The 17,307-nt window shown below is 71.5% G+C and carries 10 protein-coding genes and 1 pseudogene; 8 read left to right on the top strand and 3 right to left on the bottom strand.

The window, feature by feature from the left end:
• The first annotated feature begins 49 nt into the window (after positions 1–49).
• The 4 genes from KME75_RS02095 to rplL all read left to right on the top strand — a co-directional run bounded on the left by KME75_RS02095 (position 50) and on the right by rplL (position 2,745).
• Entirely contained in the window at positions 50–607 is a 558-nt protein-coding gene (locus KME75_RS02095; protein ID WP_219412785.1) for an Rv1363c family protein, read from the top strand.
• 16 nt (positions 608–623) lie between these two features.
• Positions 624–1,388 (top strand): hypothetical protein, encoded by a 765-nt coding sequence (locus tag KME75_RS02090; RefSeq protein ID WP_219412784.1) that lies wholly within the window; start codon positions 624–626, stop codon positions 1,386–1,388.
• 351 nt (positions 1,389–1,739) lie between these two features.
• Positions 1,740–2,309, top strand: a complete 570-nt coding sequence (gene rplJ, locus KME75_RS02085; protein ID WP_219412783.1) for a 50S ribosomal protein L10 — start codon at positions 1,740–1,742, stop codon at positions 2,307–2,309.
• Positions 2,310–2,352: 43 nt separating this feature from the next.
• Complete coding sequence (gene rplL, locus KME75_RS02080; RefSeq protein ID WP_219412782.1) at positions 2,353–2,745, top strand: 50S ribosomal protein L7/L12; 393 nt, start codon at positions 2,353–2,355, stop codon at positions 2,743–2,745.
• A 1,400-nt stretch (positions 2,746–4,145) separates the two neighbouring features.
• On the opposite strand, the pseudogene KME75_RS42495 reads toward rplL, so the two are convergent.
• Positions 4,146–4,748: pseudogene (locus KME75_RS42495) on the bottom strand (M28 family peptidase); the annotation flags it as partial.
• A gap of 260 nt (positions 4,749–5,008) precedes the next feature.
• Positions 5,009–6,676 (bottom strand): class I adenylate-forming enzyme family protein, encoded by a 1,668-nt coding sequence (locus KME75_RS02070; RefSeq protein WP_219412781.1) that lies wholly within the window; start codon positions 6,674–6,676, stop codon positions 5,009–5,011.
• A gap of 667 nt (positions 6,677–7,343) precedes the next feature.
• On the opposite strand from KME75_RS02070, the gene rpoB reads away from it, so the two are divergent.
• Both rpoB and KME75_RS02060 read left to right on the top strand, forming a co-directional pair.
• A complete protein-coding gene (gene rpoB / locus KME75_RS02065; RefSeq protein ID WP_246631299.1) occupies positions 7,344–10,871 on the top strand; it encodes a DNA-directed RNA polymerase subunit beta in 3,528 nt (1,175 codons plus the stop codon).
• Positions 10,872–10,915: 44 nt separating this feature from the next.
• Positions 10,916–14,839: a DNA-directed RNA polymerase subunit beta' gene (locus KME75_RS02060; RefSeq protein ID WP_219412780.1), complete on the top strand. Its 3,924-nt coding sequence runs from the start codon at positions 10,916–10,918 to the stop codon at positions 14,837–14,839.
• 295 nt (positions 14,840–15,134) lie between these two features.
• On the opposite strand, the gene KME75_RS02055 is transcribed toward KME75_RS02060, so the two are convergent.
• Complete coding sequence (locus KME75_RS02055) at positions 15,135–16,019, bottom strand: alpha/beta hydrolase fold domain-containing protein (protein WP_219412779.1); 885 nt, start codon at positions 16,017–16,019, stop codon at positions 15,135–15,137.
• Positions 16,020–16,437: 418 nt separating this feature from the next.
• On the opposite strand from KME75_RS02055, the gene rpsL reads away from it, so the two are divergent.
• Together rpsL and rpsG are read left to right on the top strand one after the other, a co-directional pair.
• Positions 16,438–16,812, top strand: a complete 375-nt coding sequence (gene rpsL, locus KME75_RS02050; protein WP_219412778.1) for a 30S ribosomal protein S12 — start codon at positions 16,438–16,440, stop codon at positions 16,810–16,812.
• The gene (rpsG, locus tag KME75_RS02045) at positions 16,812–17,282 is read left to right on the top strand and encodes a 30S ribosomal protein S7 (RefSeq protein ID WP_219412777.1); all 471 of its coding nucleotides are present in this window, start codon (positions 16,812–16,814) and stop codon (positions 17,280–17,282) included. Before rpsL ends, rpsG begins: the two co-directional genes overlap by 1 nt.
• Positions 17,283–17,307: the final 25 nt, after the last annotated feature.

The raw sequence follows: 17,307 nt of genomic DNA, 5'->3' as shown, positions 1-17,307 counted from the left end.
CCCGTTGGTACCGAACCCGACTGCCGTCCCCGGACGGCCGGAGGCCTCCATGACCGCTCTGCTCGACGCGACCGAACGCCCCACGGACGATCGCCGCCGCGGCACGCCGGGACCGGTTCGCGTGCTCGCCGTACTCGTGGCGCTGGCCGCCGTCGCGGCCGTGGTCCTCGGCGTCCGGTGGGGCCTCGTGCTCGCCGACGACGGCCGGGAGCTCGCCGAGGCCCGCGAGGTGGTGCTCATCGACGCCCGGCAGGCCGCGATCAACCTCAACACGCTCGACCACCGGAACGTGGAGGCGGGCCTGGACCTGTGGGAGCAGTCGTCCACCGGGGCCGTCCTCGAGGAGTTCCGGGCCAACCGTGAGCAGTACGCGCAGTTCGTGGCCGAGTCGAGGCGCACGACCGAGGCCACCGTCACCGATGCCGCCGTCGCGGAGCTCGACGTCCGCGCCGGCATCGCGCGGGTGCTCGTCGGTCTCGACGTGCTCGTGCGGCCCGAGGGGGAGGAGCCGGTCGTCACGCGGCAGCGGCTCGAGCTGGAGATGACCCGCACCGACCAGGGCTGGAAGGTCGGCGCGCTGACCCCCGTCCGCTCGCCCGCTTCCTAGGAGGAAGGAGATCGCCATGGCTTCCCGTCGGAGGACCAGCACGATCCGCCGCCCGCGCGTCGCGGGGCTCACGAAGCCCGCGGACCGCCGGAGCGCCACCGCACTGGACGAGCGGGAGGACGTCCTCGCCGACGACCCCACCACCAGCCCCGACGACGCGCCCGTGTCGCTGTCGAAGCGCAAGGTGGGCGAGCCCGCGGCCGTCGACCCCGAGGCCGACGCCGAGGAGGCCGAGGTCGCCGAGGAGGAGCCGCGCGACGACGCGCGGCGCGGACGCCTGCTCGTGCCGATCCTGGCCGCGGCGCTGGCCGTGCTCGTGGGCGCGGCCGGGTTCTTCGCGGTGGACACCCACCGGATGAACTCCACCCCGGCCGTGCTCAACACCGCGCTGGTCGACGTCGGCGCCACGGCCGAGGTCGCGGGGCAGCTGGGGGACGCGCTGGAGACCGTCTACTCCTACGACTTCGCCCGGCTCGACGAGAACGAGCGCGCCGCCCGCGACGTGATCACGCCGGCCTTCGCGGCCGAGTTCGACCAGCTCTTCGCCCAGGTCCGGGAGCTGGCCCCGCAGCAGCAGGCCGTCGTCTCCGCCACCGTCACGCGCTCGGCCGTGCAGCGCATCGAGGGCGACCGGGCGGTGCTCGTGGCGTTCCTCGACCAGCGCGCCACCCGCGCCGCCGCCGACGCGGAGAGCACCCAGCTCACCGCCGAGGGCCGCGTGACGGTCACGGGCGAGCGGGTGGACGGCCGCTGGAAGATCGCCGCCATCGAGAGCCGCTGACCCCGCGAGTCGCCCGATCCGGACCCGCGAGTCGCCCGTTTTCGACGCGCGAGTCGCCCGGTCCGCGCGCGGGCGGGGGCCGGGGCGCAGTGGCGACGGCGTTCGCGTATCCTGGTCGGCGGTTCCACCGAAGACCGCAGGTCTGCGCCCGCCCGAGCGATCGGGATGGCGTACGAAGGCTCCGCGACAGCGGACGGCCCGCGCAGGAGGACGAGGTCACCGCGAGGTGCGTGCACGGGTTCCGTGCGCCCCTCTGCCACGCCCCGTGCGCTCCTGCGCCGGGGCGTTCGTCGTCTCCGGGTCGTCGACGGTGGGGAGAAACCACCGACGACAACCGAGAGGAGGCAAGGGATGGCCCGACCCGACAAGGTCGAGGCGGTTGCGGAGATCGCCGAGAAGTTCCGGGGCTCGTCCGCCTCGGTGGTCACCGAGTACCGCGGCCTCACCATGTCCCAGCTGACGACGCTGCGCCGGTCGCTCGGCGACGGCGCCAGCTACCGCGTCGCCAAGAACACGCTGGTGAAGCGTGCTGCCGAGGACGCGGGCATGGACGGCCTCGAGCAGCTGCTCGTCGGCCCGACGGCGATCACCTTCATCACCGGCGAGCCCGTCGACGCCGCCAAGGCGTTGCGTGACTTCGCCAAGGACCACAAGGGCCTGGTGATCAAGGGCGGCTTCATGGACGGTCGCACGCTGACCGTCGACGAGGTCAACCGGCTCGCCGACCTGGAGTCCCGCGAGGTCCTGCTGTCCAAGCTGGCCGGCGCGATGAAGGGCACGATGGCCAAGGCCGCAGGCCTGTTCGCCGCGCCCGCGTCGCAGGTGGCCCGCCTGGCCCAGGCGCTGGCCGACAAGCGCGCGGAGGAGGGCGGCGACGCCGCTCCGGCCGCCACCGAGGCTCCGGCCGACGCCGAGAGCTGATCACCACCCCCCTGATCGGCAACACCCAGAGAGGAACGCCACCATGGCGAAGCTGTCCACCGACGAGCTGCTCGAGGCCTTCAAGGACCTCACCCTGATCGAGCTCTCGGAGTTCGTGAAGAAGTTCGAGGAGACCTTCGACGTCACCGCGGCCGCCCCGGTCGCCGTGGCCGCTCCCGGCGCCGTTGCCGGTGGCGACGCCGCCCCGGCCGTCGAGGAGAAGGACGAGTTCAACGTCGTCCTCGACGCCGCGGGTGACAAGAAGATCCAGGTCATCAAGGTCGTCCGCGAGCTCGTCTCGGGCCTGGGCCTCAAGGAGGCCAAGGACCTCGTCGAGTCGGCCCCGAAGCCGATCCTCGAGGGCGTGGCCAAGGACGCGGCCGACGCCGCGAAGGCCAAGCTCGAGGAGGCCGGCGCCAAGGTCAGCCTGAGCTGATCCGGCGCGCGCCGAGCGCACTGAACGAACGGCAGCGGCACCGTACGCGAGACGAGCACCAGCTCGGAGCTGTGCGAGCCCGCTATGCCCACCTCCGGTGGGCGCGGCATGAACCCCGGCAGCCCGGCGAGTCCGTCGCTGCCGTCCCCGACCCACAGCGTGGGGTTGTCGCCGCCCGCCAGCACCAGCGTCACCGGCACGCCACCGGCGGGCGGGGCGTGCACGACCACCCCGAACGGGCCGTCGTCGGCCGGGTCCACCTCGCGGCCCACCACCGTGGCCCGCAGCACCTGCGCGCCGTCGACCCGCAGGGCCAGCAGCCGGACGGGCCGCTGCGGGCGCAGCACGAGGTCGACCACCCGCTCCGGGCCCGCCGTGGTGTCGGCCACCACGGTCACCTCGGGGGCGGGCAGGGGCGCGGCCTGCGCGGGTCCGGCGGTGAGCTCGCCGTGCAGGACGGGGTACGCGGCGGCGACGTCGGCGCGGTCGGACACGTACTGCCGCGTCCACGGCCCGGGGTCGTCCTTGCTGAGCCAGCGTGCCTCGCCCGCGTCGGCGTCGAGGGCGTACAGGAGGTGCGCCGGGGCCGGGCGCTCGGCGTCGAACGTGTTGGCGACCAGGCCGGCCACCGTCAGCGTCCCGGCGAGGGCGAGGCACATCGCGGCGGGGACCACTCGCGCGGTGAGCAGCCCGTCGAGGGCGGGCAGCACCGCGAGGCCGAGCAACGCCGCGATGATCGCGGGAGCCGCGGCGCTCGCCAGCCCGAGCGCGGGGAGGAACAGCAGCACGGCGGGCACCATCACGACCACCGCGACGGCGGCCCCGAGCGCGGTGACGACCGGGCGGCGCACCGCCAGGGCGACCGCGCCGAACGCGCCTCCCGCCAGCGCTGGGAGCGCCGCGAGGTAGGAGCCGCCGGGCGCGAGCGCCGCGAGGACGACCCCGAGCACCGCGAGCCAGACCAGCCCTCCGAACGCGAGCGCCGCGGCGCCGACCCGCCGGCGTGCCGTCCCGTACCAGGCCACCAGCACGGCGGCGACCAGTGCCGGCACCGCCAGCCGGAACGGCGCCGGCCGCCACGGGTCGAGCATCGCGGCGAAGCCGGGCCGGAGCGCGACGAGCAGCGCCCACAGCCCCGTGGCCGCGAGCGGCGCGGCGACGAGCGGCACCAGCGCGAGCGCCGCACCTGCGGCGAGGCGCGCCCCGCCGGCCGCGCCCCTGCGCAGCGCCGTCACGCCGAGGACGGCCACCGCGGCCACCGCGAGCACGGCGACCGGCCAGACCAGCGCGCCGGGCAGCCGGGCCAGGCCGCCGAGCACCGGGAAGTAGGTGGCGTCGGCGCCGCCGGGCTCGGCCAGTGCGCCGAGGTCCGCCGCGCCGAGCTCCCGCACCAGCGCCAGCGCGTTGTCGCCGTGCGCCTGCAGGCTGCCCCGGTCCACGTTCGCCGGGGTGTCCTGGGGGGTGTGGTAGGTCGCCGAGCCGTCGATGTAGGCCGAGTTGAGCCCGGCGAAGCCGGCGGCCAGGAACGGCGTGAAGTCGGTGTCGTTGGGCAGCCGCCGGTAGACCTCGACGGCGAGGCTCGTCGCCACCGGGTGCGGCGCGGCCGCCGCGAACACCTCGGCGAGCCGGGCGTTGCCGTCCGACGTCTCGAACATGATCGGCGGGCCGGTGCTCCCGCGGGCCTCCAGGTTGAGGACCACGCCGCCGTCCGCGGCCAGCGGGTGCTGCGCGACGAACGCCTCGGCCCCGCACAGGCAGGCCTCCTCGGCGTCGGTCAGCAGCACGACGACGTCGTTGCGCAGCGGCGGGCCCGTGCACAGCGCGCGCACGGTCTCCAGGATCGCCGCCACGCCGGCGGCGTCGTCGTTGCCGCCGGGCCCCACCTGCACCGAGTCGTAGTGCGCCACGAGGAACACCCGCCCGGTCGATGCCACTCCGGGCAGCACGGCGACGACGTTGCGCACCGGCGCCACGGCGGCGGCGTCCCGCAGCGCGTCGGTCATTCCGACGGCCTCCTGCACCTCGGTGCGCACCCCGAGGCCCTCCAGCGTGGCCACGAGGTGCTCGCGCACCGCGGCGTTGGCGGCACTGCCGGCGACGTGCGGGCCGTCCGCGATCCGCTCCACGTGCGCGAACGCGCGGTCGCCGCTGAACACGTCCGCCGGCGCGTCGGCCGGCCGAGACGCCGGCGGCAGGAGCGCGAGCACCGCGAGGACGGCGAGCAGCGTCAGCCCGACGAGCGCGCCGAGCGAGGAGAGCCGGCTCAGGGCCGGTCCCTCGTCCGCAGCTCGCGACGCAGGAGCTTCCCCGTGACCGTCTTCGGCAGCTCGTCGAGGATCTCCACCTGCCGCGGGTACTTGTAGGCCGCCATCCGCTCCTTCGTGAACTCGATGAGCTCCTCCGGGGTGACCGTCCGGCCCGGCCGGAGGCTGACGAACGCCTTCACCGTCTCGCCGCGGTACGCGTCGGGGACGCCGACGACCGCTGCCTCGCGCACCGCGTCGTGCTCGTAGAGGACGTCCTCGACCTCGCGCGGCCAGATCTTGTAGCCGCCCGCGTTGATCTGGTCCTTCTTGCGGTCGACGATGTAGAACCAGCCGTCCGGGTCCATGTAGCCGACGTCCCCGGTGTGGAGCGCGCCGCCGGGGAGGGCGCGCTCGGTCTCCTCCGGCTTGCCCCAGTAGCCGGACACCACCTGCGGGCCGCTCGTGACGATCTCGCCGACCTCGCCGACCGGCAGCTCGCGCCCGTCGTCGCCGACGATCCGCACCACCGTGTTGTAGACCGGGACGCCGACCGACAGCGCACCGGAGGCGTCGTCCACCGGAGCCTCCGCCCCCGCGGGAACGGCGTGCGACGGTGAGGTGGTCTCGGTCAGCCCGTAGGCGTTGTGGATGTAGCGGCCGAACTGCGCGGAGAACGCCTTGACCGTCGACGGCGGGATCGGCGCCCCGCCCGACCAGATCTTCTCCAGGGACGCCAGCGCGTCCCGCTCCGCGTTCGGGGCGTTCATCAGCGCGATGAACACGGTGATCGCCCCGATGGTGAACGTCGGCCGGTGCTCCCGGATCGTGTCGATCGCGAGCGAGGGCTCGAAGCGGTGGAACAGCACCAGTGGCGCGCGGAGCAGCATCGCGAGGGTGATGTGCCCGATCAGCCCGGTGATGTGGAACAGCGGGGCGACGCCCAGCACCACGTCGTCGGGCCCGAGGCGGCACAGCTCGCGGTAGGTCTGGCTGTTGAACACGACGTTGCCGTGCGTGTTCATCGCGCCCTTCGGCGGCCCGGTCGTGCCCGAGGTGTAGGTGAGGAACGCCGTGTCGCCCGGTTCGAACGACACCGGGGACGGCCGCTGCCCGCGGTACTGCTGCAGCAGGTCCGCGAGGTCGACCGCATCGGGCAGGTCGAGGCGCTCGACGCCGGTGAACGCGCGCGGGTCGTCGCGGGTCTGGTGCTCCAGCTCCGAGGTCGTGAGGACCGTGCGCACCTGCGTGCGCGCCAGCACGCGTGCCGCGACGTCCCGGTAGAGGCTCTGCAGGCACACCAGCACCCGGGCCCCGGAGTCGGTGAGCAGCAGCTCCAGCTCCCGCTCCCGGTTCATCGGGTTGATCGAGACCGCGATCCCGCCCGCCTTCCACGTGCCCACCAGCCCGATGGCGAACTGCGGGTCGTTCTGCAGGTAGAGCGCCACCCGGTCGCCCCGGTCGAAGCCGGTGGCGAGCAGGCCGGCGGCGAACGCGTCGCTCAGCTCGTCGAGCTCCCGGTAGGTGATGTGCCCGTCGAAGTAGCGCAGGGCGTCGACGTCGGGCGCGTGCTCGACGGCGGCCCGGAACATCGCCAGCGCGTCGGGGAACTCCGGCGTGAGGTCGGACGGCTGCCCCTGGTCGTAGCGGTCGAGCCAGGGCCGCGCGTCATAGGCGGAGTCGGGCATCGGTCGTCTCCTCACGGTCGGCGTCGTCGCCGGCCCGGTGCACCCCGCCGGACCCCTGGCCGGAGCTGATCGTCCGGGCGGGGCTCGCCGGATGTCAAGGCGACCCGTCTGGTCGTGCGCTGGGTTCGCGGACGTTCCGTCGATGCGCCTCGTTTCGGCCGGTGCGCCCCGTCGACGGGGGGCCTGGGCGGAGACGGGGTGCATGGAGGGGCTGCAGGGGCCGGTCGGGCGGTCGGAGGGCGCCTCCGGACCGGTGATTCCGAGCACCGCCGCGCGGCGTGCTTCTGCCGGTCGTCCCGCGAAAGGGACCACTTACCGCGGCGTAGCGTCTTGACTCGATGCGCCTGTCAGGTCACTCTTAGGTCTCGATGGTTGCCTTGGTGACCCGTCTCGACAGCGGCTGCATTTGCAGCTAGACTGCCTCTTTGCGCTGCCTCCGTCCAGCCTCGCGATGTTCGCACACGGGTCTCTCCCACTGCAGGGAGTACGTCCGGGTGCTCTCGCGTGTCCGGCCGGCGGCTGCGTATGACAACAGACGGCGATCGCCGGATCCCGCATCCGTGAAGCCCGCTCGACCCGGACCTCCTGCCCGGGTCGGTCGAGCAGACGGTAGCGCGCGGGGCCCGGTGCCCGCCAGACGAGAGCGCAGTTCTCGGAAGGACGCATCTTGGCTTCGTCCCGCGCCACCACCCCGCTCGCGATCCCCGCGACCGCTGCCGTCTCGGCCAACCCGAACTTTCCGGGCGCACCCACCCGGGTCACCTTCGCGAAGATCCGCGAGCCACTCGAGGTGCCCGATCTCCTCGACCTGCAGATCCAGTCGTTCGAATGGCTGGTCGGCAACGAGGCGTGGTTCCAGCGGCGGATCGACGCGGGCGACGACAACCCGGTGGGGGGCCTCGAGGAGATCCTCAGGGAGATCTCTCCGATCGAGGACTTCTCCGGGTCCATGTCCCTGTCCTTCTCCGACCCTCGCTTCGACGAGGTCAAGGCCTCCGAGGAGGAGTGCCGGGACAAGGACATGACCTACGCCGCCCCGCTGTTCGTCACGGCGGAGTTCACCAACAACACCACCGGCGAGATCAAGAGCCAGACGGTGTTCATGGGTGACTTCCCCGTGATGACGAGCAAGGGCACCTTCATCATCAACGGCACCGAGCGTGTCGTCGTGTCCCAGCTCGTCCGGTCGCCCGGCGTGTACTTCGACCACACGATCGACAAGACGACCGACAAGGACGTCTACTCGGTCAAGGTCATCCCGAGCCGCGGCGCGTGGCTCGAGTTCGACGTCGACAAGCGCGACACCGTCGGTGTCCGCATCGACCGCAAGCGCCGCCAGCCGGTCACCGTGCTGCTCAAGGCGCTCGGCTGGACCGCCGAGCAGATCCAGCAGCGGTTCGGGTTCTCCGAGACGATCATGGCGACGCTGGAGAAGGACCACACCGCCGGGCAGGACGAGGCGCTGCTCGACATCTACCGCAAGCTGCGTCCGGGCGAGCCGCCCACGCGGGAGAGCGCGCAGACCCTCCTGGAGAACCTGTTCTTCAAGGACAAGCGCTACGACCTGGCCAAGGTCGGCCGTTACAAGGTCAACAAGAAGCTCGGGCTGGACATCGACAACTCGGTCGGCACGCTGACCGAGGAGGACATCGCCACCACGCTCGAGTACCTCGTCCGGCTGCACGCCGGCGACACCTCGATGACGGTCGGCGCCGACGCCGAGGGCAACGGCGGCACCACGGTGCCCGTCGAGACCGACGACATCGACCACTTCGGCAACCGGCGGCTGCGCACGGTCGGCGAGCTCATCCAGAACCAGGTCCGCGTCGGCCTGTCCCGGATGGAGCGCGTCGTCCGTGAGCGCATGACCACGCAGGACGTCGAGGCGATCACGCCGCAGACGCTGATCAACATCCGGCCCGTCGTGGCGGCGATCCGGGAGTTCTTCGGCACCTCGCAGCTGTCGCAGTTCATGGACCAGCACAACCCGCTCGCGGGGCTCACGCACAAGCGTCGCCTCTCCGCGCTGGGTCCGGGCGGTCTGTCGCGGGAGCGCGCGGGCATGGAGGTCCGCGACGTCCACCACAGCCACTACGGCCGCATGTGCCCGATCGAGACCCCGGAAGGCCCGAACATCGGCCTGATCGGGTCGCTGGCGAGCTTCGGGCGGGTCAACCCGTTCGGCTTCATCGAGACGCCGTACCGGAAGGTCGAGGACGGCCGGGTCACCGACCAGATCGACTACCTCACGGCCGACGAGGAGGACCGCTTCGTCGTCGCGCAGGCCAACGCGCCGCTGACCGACGACGGCAACTTCCAGGAGGACCGCATCCTGGTCCGCCGCAAGGGCGGCGAGGTCGACCTCGTCACCCCCGCCGCGGTGGACTACATGGACGTGTCGCCGCGCCAGATGGTGTCGGTCGCCACGGCGATGATCCCGTTCCTCGAGCACGACGACGCCAACCGCGCGCTGATGGGCGCCAACATGCAGCGCCAGGCGGTGCCGCTGCTGCGCAGCGAGTCGCCGCTGGTCGGCACGGGCATGGAGCTGCGCGCCGCGGTCGACGCCGGTGACGTCCTCGTCGCCGACAAGGCCGGTGTGGTCGAGGAGCTGTGCGCCGACTACATCACGGTGATGGCCGACGACGGCACGCGCACCACGTACCGGCTGAACAAGTTCCGCCGGTCCAACCAGGGCACGTGCAACAACCAGAAGCCGATCGTCGACGAGGGCGCCCGTGTCGAGGCGGGCCAGGTCATCGCCGACGGGCCGTGCACCGAGGACGGTGAGATGGCCCTGGGCAAGAACCTGCTCGTGGCGATCATGCCGTGGGAGGGGCACAACTACGAGGACGCGATCATCCTCTCGCAGCGCCTGGTGCAGGACGACGTGCTCACGTCGATCCACATCGAGGAGCACGAGATCGACGCCCGCGACACCAAGCTGGGCGCCGAGGAGATCACCCGGGACATCCCGAACGTGTCCGAGGAGGTCCTCGCCGACCTCGACGAGCGCGGGATCATCCGCATCGGTGCCGAGGTGCAGCCGGGCGACATCCTGGTCGGCAAGGTCACGCCGAAGGGCGAGACGGAGCTGACCCCGGAGGAGCGCCTGCTGCGGGCGATCTTCGGTGAGAAGGCGCGCGAGGTGCGCGACACGTCGCTGAAGGTGCCCCACGGCGAGACCGGCAAGGTCATCGGCATCCGCGTCTTCTCCCGCGACGACGAGGACGAGCTGGCGCCGGGCGTCAACGAGCTGGTCCGCGTCTACGTGGCCCAGAAGCGCAAGATCCAGGACGGCGACAAGCTCGCCGGCCGCCACGGCAACAAGGGCGTCATCGGCAAGATCCTGCCCGCCGAGGACATGCCGTTCCTCCCGGACGGCACCCCGGTCGACATCATCCTCAACACCCACGGTGTGCCGCGACGGATGAACATCGGCCAGGTGCTGGAGACCCACCTCGGGTGGATCGCCAAGACCGGCTGGGAGATCGAGGGCAAGCCCGAGTGGGCGTCGAAGATGCCCGAGGAGCTCTACTCCGTGCCCGCCGGCACGAAGACCGCCACCCCGGTCTTCGACGGCGCCAGGGAGCACGAGATCAGCGGGCTGCTCGCGTCCACGCTGCCCAACCGCGACGGTGAGCGGATGGTCAACCCCGACGGCAAGGCCCAGCTGTTCGACGGGCGCTCGGGCGAGCCGTACCCGTTCCCGGTGGCCGTCGGCTACATGTACATCCTGAAGCTCGCGCACCTGGTGGACGACAAGATCCACGCGCGCTCCACGGGTCCGTACTCGATGATCACCCAGCAGCCGCTCGGCGGTAAGGCCCAGTTCGGTGGCCAGCGCTTCGGTGAGATGGAGTGCTGGGCGATGCAGGCTTACGGCGCGGCGTACACGCTGCAGGAGCTGCTCACCATCAAGTCCGACGACGTGGTGGGCCGGGTCAAGGTCTACGAGGCGATCGTCAAGGGCGAGAACATCCCCGAGCCGGGCATCCCGGAGTCGTTCAAGGTGCTCCTCAAGGAGCTCCAGTCGCTGTGCCTGAACGTCGAGGTGCTCTCCAGCGACGGCGCGGCGATCGAGATGCGCGACACCGACGACGAGGACCTCGAGCGGGCCGCGGCGAACCTGGGCATCAACCTGTCCAGCCGCCCCGGATCCGAGTCGATGACCGTCGACGACGTCGTCAACTGACCCCGCCCAGAGCCGAGAACGAACGAAGGAACTGAGGACTACTAGTGCTCGACGTCAACTTCTTCGACGAGCTGCGCATCGGCCTGGCCACCGCCGAGGACATCCGTCAGTGGTCGCACGGCGAGGTCAAGAAGCCGGAAACCATCAACTACCGCACCCTGAAGCCGGAGAAGGACGGGCTCTTCTGCGAGAAGATCTTCGGCCCGACCCGCGACTGGGAGTGCTACTGCGGTAAGTACAAGCGCGTCCGGTTCAAGGGCATCATCTGCGAGCGCTGCGGCGTGGAGGTCACGCGCGCCAAGGTGCGGCGCGAGCGGATGGGCCACATCGAGCTGGCCGCCCCGGTCACGCACATCTGGTACTTCAAGGGTGTGCCGAGCCGCCTGGGCTACCTGCTCGACCTGGCGCCCAAGGACCTCGAGAAGATCATCTACTTCGCCGCGTACGTGATCACCTCGGTCAACAAGGAGCTGCGCCACAACGACCTGTCCACGCTCGAGACCGAGATGAGCGTGGAGCGCAAGCGGGTCGAGAACCGGCGCGACGCCGATCTGGAGGCCAGGGCGCAGAAGCTCGAGGCCGACATCGCCGAGCTGGAGGCGGAGGGCGCCAAGAGCGACGTCCGCCGCAAGGTCAAGGAGGGCGGCGAGCGCGAGATGCGCCAGCTCCGCGACCGCGCCCAGCGCGAGCTGGACCGGCTCGACGAGATCTGGAGCACCTTCACCAAGCTCGAGGTGCAGCAGCTGATCGCGGACGAGGGGCTCTACCGCGAGCTCTACGACCGCTACGGCGACTACTTCACCGGGGCGATGGGCGCCGAGGCGATCCAGACCCTGCTGCAGAACTTCGACATCGAGGCCGAGGCCGAGAGCCTGCGGGAGACCATCCGCAGCGGCAAGGGGCAGAAGAAGCTCCGCGCCCTCAAGCGGCTCAAGGTCGTCGCGGCGTTCCAGTCCACCGGCAACTCGCCGATGGGCATGGTGCTCGACTGCGTGCCGGTCATCCCGCCGGACCTGCGCCCGATGGTGCAGCTCGACGGTGGCCGCTTCGCCACCTCGGACCTCAACGACCTGTACCGCCGGGTCATCAACCGCAACAACCGCCTCAAGCGACTGATCGACCTCGGCGCGCCCGAGATCATCGTCAACAACGAGAAGCGGATGCTGCAGGAGGCCGTCGACGCGCTGTTCGACAACGGCCGCCGCGGCCGGCCGGTGACCGGGCCGGGCAACCGCCCGCTCAAGTCGCTGTCCGACCTGCTCAAGGGCAAGCAGGGCCGGTTCCGCCAGAACCTGCTCGGCAAGCGCGTCGACTACTCGGGCCGTTCGGTCATCGTGGTCGGCCCGCAGCTCAAGCTGCACCAGTGCGGTCTGCCCAAGGGCATGGCGCTGGAGCTGTTCAAGCCGTTCGTGATGAAGCGGCTGGTCGACCTCAACCACGCGCAGAACATCAAGTCCGCGAAGCGCATGGTTGAGCGCGGCCGCTCGCAGGTGTGGGACGTGCTCGAGGAGGTCATCTCCGAGCACCCGGTGCTGCTCAACCGCGCGCCCACGCTGCACCGCCTCGGCATCCAGGCCTTCGAGCCGCAGCTGGTGGAGGGCAAGGCCATCCAGCTGCACCCGCTGGTCTGCGAGGCGTTCAACGCCGACTTCGACGGTGACCAGATGGCGGTGCACCTGCCGCTGTCGGCCGAGGCGCAGTCCGAGGCCAGGGTGCTGATGCTCTCGAGCAACAACATCCTGTCGCCCGCGTCGGGACGTCCGCTCGCGATGCCCCGGCTGGACATGGTCACGGGCCTGTTCCACCTCACCCGGGAGCGTCCCGGCGCCACCGGTGAGGGCCAGGTGTACTCCTCGCCGGCCGAGGCGATCATGGCCTACGACCGCAAGGTGCTCCACCTCCAGGCGCCGATCAAGATCCGGCTCACCGGTGTGGTGCCGCCCGCCGAGCTGTACCCCACGCTCTCCGAGCGCGGCTGGAGCGCGGGCGAGCCGTGGGTCGCCGAGACCACGCTCGGCCGGGCGCTGTTCAACGAGCTGCTCCCGGAGGACTACCCGTTCGTCAACGAGCCGCTGCCGAAGAAGCGCCAGGCCGCGATCATCAACGACCTGGCCGAGCGGTACTCGATGACAGAGGTCGCGCAGGTTCTCGACCGCCTCAAGGAGGCCGGCTTCTACTGGGCCACGCGCTCCGGGGTCACGCTGGCCGTCTCCGACGTCGTGGTGCCGCCGAACAAGCAGGAGATCCTCGACGGCTACGAGGCCAAGGCCGACCAGGTCAACAAGCGCTACCAGCGCGGCGCCCTGTCGCACCAGGAGCGCAACGACGAGATGGTCAAGATCTGGACCCAGGCCTCCGAAGAGGTGGCCCGGGCCATGGAGGACAACTTCCCCGACGACAACCCGATCCCCACGATCGTGAAGTCCGGCGCGGCGGGCAACATGACGCAGGTCCGGCAGCTCGCCGGTATGCGTGGTCTGGTCGCCAACCCGAAGGGTGAGTACATCCCCCGCCCGATCAAGGCCAACTTCCGTGAGGGCCTGTCGGTGCTGGAGTACTTCATCTCCACGCACGGCACCCGCAAGGGCCTCGCCGACACCGCCCTGCGCACCGCCGACTCGGGTTACCTGACCCGTCGTCTGGTGGACGTGTCGCAGGACGTCATCGTCCGCGAGGTCGACTGCGGCACCGAGCGCAGCATCGCGATGGCCGTCACGGAGGAGACCTCGGACGGCCGCCGGATCCCGCACCGGTACCTGCGAACCAGCGTCTACGCCCGCAATTCGGCGGAGGACGTGTACGGGCCCGACGGTGAGATCATCGTGCGCCGCAACGACGACCTGGGCGACCCGGCGCTCGACGTGCTCGTCGCCGCGGGCGTCAAGACGATCAAGGTGCGCAGCGCGCTCACCTGCACGTCGGCCACCGGCATCTGCGGCATGTGCTACGGCCGTTCGATGGCCACCGGCAAGCTGGTGGACGTCGGCGAGGCGGTCGGCATCGTCGCGGCGCAGTCCATCGGTGAGCCCGGCACGCAGCTGACGATGCGTACCTTCCACACCGGTGGTGTGGCCGGTGACGACATCACCACCGGTCTGCCGCGTGTGCAGGAGCTGTTCGAGGCCCGCGTCCCCAAGGGCAAGGCCCCGATCGCCGACGTCGACGGGCGCATCGCGATCGAGGACGGCGACCGCTTCTGGAAGATCACCCTCACGCCGGACGACGGCGGCGAGGAGATCGTCTACGACAAGCTGTCGAAGCGGCAGTGGCTGGCGATGACCGTCGTCGACGGTCAGGAGCGGCCGCTGGCCGACGGCGACCACGTGCACGTGGGCCAGCTGCTCCTCGAGGGCACGGCCGACCCGCACGAGGTGCTGCGCGTCATGGGCCCGCGCGAGGTGCAGCTGCACCTGGTGCGCGAGGTGCAGCGGGTGTACCGCACGCAGAGCGTGGACATCCACGACAAGCACATCGAGGTCATCGTCCGGCAGATGCTGCGCCGGGTCACGATCATCGACTCGGGCTCCACGGAGTTCCTGCCGGGTGCGCTCGCCGAGCGTGCCGAGTTCGAGAACGCCAACCGTCAGGTGGTGGCCGAGGGCGGCGAGCCGGCCTCCGGCCGTCCGGTGCTCATGGGGATCACGAAGGCCTCGCTGGCCACGGAGTCGTGGCTGTCCGCGGCGTCGTTCCAGGAGACCACCCGGATCCTCACCGATGCCGCGATCAACGGAAAGCGCGACAAGCTCGTCGGGCTCAAGGAGAACGTGATCATCGGTAAGCTGATCCCGGCCGGTACCGGCATCAACCGGTACCGCAACATTCAGGTCCAGCCCACGGAGGAGGCCCGTGCGGCCGCCTACGCGCTGCCGAGCTACGACGACGGCTACTACAGCCCCGACGTGTTCGGCACGGGCACCGGTGCCGCAGTGCCCCTGGACGACTACGACTTCGGGCGCGACTTCCGCTGACGAGCGGCTGGTCGTGACCTGAGGTCCGGCACCTGAACGGGGCCGGGTACCGCTCTCCCGTGGCGGTATCCGGCCCCGTTCGTCGTTCCGGTGCGAATCGGCATCGCCTGGCCCTACCCGGCGGCCGGCGGCCCAGGCCGCGTCGCCGAGGAGCGCCGCCCGCCCCGTGCCTCGGTGATCACGGGCAGAAGGTGGATTCCCGGCGCCGTGCCGCGGCCCTCCGCCCGTGATCGCCGACGGAGCGGCCCGACCGACCCGACCGCCGCGCCGACCGGCGGCGATCGGGGCTGCGGCCTCACCCCGGCGTGCAGTCGCGCCGCAGCGCGGCACCGAGCGCCGCCACCGCGTCGTCGGCCTCGCGCAGCATGCTGGCCAGCACGGGGTAGGCGTGCCACATCCGCTCGGCCCGCCGGTAGGTGACCGGCCCACCGGCCGCGCGCAGCCGCTCGACCAGGGCGTCGGCGTCGCCGAGCAGGATCTCGTCGGTCCCGGCGACGACGTGCACCGGCGGCAGCCCCGCGAGATCGGCCTCGAGGGGTCGCAGCTCGGGACCTTCGGCGTCGCCGCGGTAGTCGGCGGCCGCCTCGCCCAGCCAGGCCGGATCGAGCATCGCGTCGGTGCGCGCGTTGGCGCGCAGGGTGGGTGACCGGAGCTCGAGGTCGAGCCACGGGGAGATCAGGCCGACCGATCCGGGCAGCTCCTCCCCGTTGTCGCGCAGCCGCAGCAGGAGGGCGAGGACGATCCCGCCGCCTGCGGAATCCCCGGCCAACGCGATGTGTTGAGAAGTGTGGCCGGCCGCGCGGAGCGCGTGGTAGGCCGCCGCGGCGTCGTCGACCGCGGCCGGGTACGGGCTCTCGGGTGCGCGCCGGTAGTGCGGCACGTGCACGGGTGCGCCCGCGGCCCGGCCGAGCCCGCGGTGCGATCGTGGTGACCCCGTCTGGTAGCCGCCGCCGTGCAGATAGAGCACCTGGTGCGGGCCTCCTGAGCCGCGGGCTGCCACGCGTTCTGTCGGCACGCCGCCGAGCGCGCCCCGGCTCCGGCGCGTGCCGCGCGGGCCGGGCACGACGTGACCGGTGGCGTCGAGCAGGGTCCGCCGGACGGGCAGCGGGAGCCGAGGGGAGAGCAACGGTGCGATGACGACGCTGGCCAACAGCCGGGCCGCAGCACGGGGCAGGCGCACGTCGGCACACTATCCGGTTGCGACGAGCGGGGGTTTCTGCGCGGCGAGCGGCGCGTCCTCTTGCGGGTGGGGCGGGGTTTGCGGCACCCTGCCAGTACCGGCACGCGTCGACCGGGACCCGTTTTGACCCCCTTCCGACGGGGCGGGTACCCTTGTGTCTTGCGCTCGGCCACGGTCGGGCCGATCCGCGTGCCTGTCGCCCGCCGATCCGCATCACGGTGCGGCTACGCGTCGTCGGGAGCGTGGGCCCGGGAGTTCGTGAGGTTCCCCGATCTCGCATCGCAGCGCCCGGGCGTCAGCACGCAAGTACGCGGGACACGCCCGACCTCGGGGGAGGGCGGCCGGTGCCACCGGCCTCCCCGCACCAGCACGACAAGCATCAGATAGAGCACCACCGACGGGAAGAAGTAGACGGTTCATGCCCACGATCCAGCAGCTGGTCCGCAAGGGCCGTCAGGACAAGGTCGGCAAGACCAAGACCGCCGCGCTGAAGGGAAGCCCCCAGCGCCGCGGGGTGTGCACTCGCGTGTACACCACGACGCCGAAGAAGCCGAACTCCGCCCTGCGCAAGGTTGCCCGCGTCAAGCTGTCCAGCCAGATCGAGGTCACGGCCTACATCCCGGGTGAGGGGCACAACCTCCAGGAGCACTCCATCGTGCTCGTGCGCGGCGGCCGGGTGAAGGACCTCCCCGGCGTTCGCTACAAGATCATTCGCGGTTCGCTGGACACGCAGGGCGTCCGCAACCGCAAGCAGTCCCGCAGCCGCTACGGCGCGAAGAAGGAGAAGAGCTGATGCCTCGCAAGGGCCCGGCGCCGAAGCGCCCGCTGGTTGCTGACCCGGTGTACAGCTCGCCGCTGGTCACCCAGCTGGTGAACAAGATCCTGCAGGACGGCAAGCGGTCGCTCGCCGAGCGCATCGTCTACGCCGCCCTGGAGGGCACGCGCGACAAGACCGGCACCGACCCGGTCGTCACGCTCAAGCGCGCGCTGGACAACGTCAAGCCCGCCCTCGAGGTGCGCAGCCGCCGGGTCGGTGGCGCCACCTACCAGGTGCCGGTCGAGGTCCGCGCCGTCCGCCAGACCACGCTGGGGCTGCGGTGGCTGGTGGGCTTCGCGAAGCAGCGCCGCGAGAAGACCATGGTCGAGCGCCTGATGAACGAGCTGCTCGACGCGAGCAACGGCCTCGGCGCCAGCGTGAAGCGGCGCGAGGACATGCACAAGATGGCGGAGTCCAACAGGGCCTTCGCCCACTACCGCTGGTGACGGGCCGAACGTCCGCGCCAACCTC

Origin of the sequence: Pseudonocardia nigra, from assembly GCF_019396355.1 — a bacterium.
GTDB classification, from domain to species: domain Bacteria; phylum Actinomycetota; class Actinomycetes; order Mycobacteriales; family Pseudonocardiaceae; genus Pseudonocardia; species Pseudonocardia nigra.
Note: the sequence above shows the minus strand (reverse complement) of the source record. Positions and strands in the feature narration are given on the sequence as shown.

Excerpts from the sequence above, each read along its gene's own strand:
- KME75_RS02095 (WP_219412785.1), top strand. The coding sequence starts at position 50 with ATGACCGCTCTGCTCGACGCGACCGAACGCCCCACGGACGATCGCCGC.
- KME75_RS02090 (WP_219412784.1), top strand. The coding sequence starts at position 624 with ATGGCTTCCCGTCGGAGGACCAGCACGATCCGCCGCCCGCGCGTCGCG.
- rplJ (WP_219412783.1), top strand. The coding sequence starts at position 1,740 with ATGGCCCGACCCGACAAGGTCGAGGCGGTTGCGGAGATCGCCGAGAAG.
- rplL (WP_219412782.1), top strand. The coding sequence starts at position 2,353 with ATGGCGAAGCTGTCCACCGACGAGCTGCTCGAGGCCTTCAAGGACCTC.
- KME75_RS02070 (WP_219412781.1), bottom strand. The coding sequence starts at position 6,676 with ATGCCCGACTCCGCCTATGACGCGCGGCCCTGGCTCGACCGCTACGAC.
- rpsL (WP_219412778.1), top strand. The coding sequence starts at position 16,438 with ATGCCCACGATCCAGCAGCTGGTCCGCAAGGGCCGTCAGGACAAGGTC.
- rpsG (WP_219412777.1), top strand. The coding sequence starts at position 16,812 with ATGCCTCGCAAGGGCCCGGCGCCGAAGCGCCCGCTGGTTGCTGACCCG.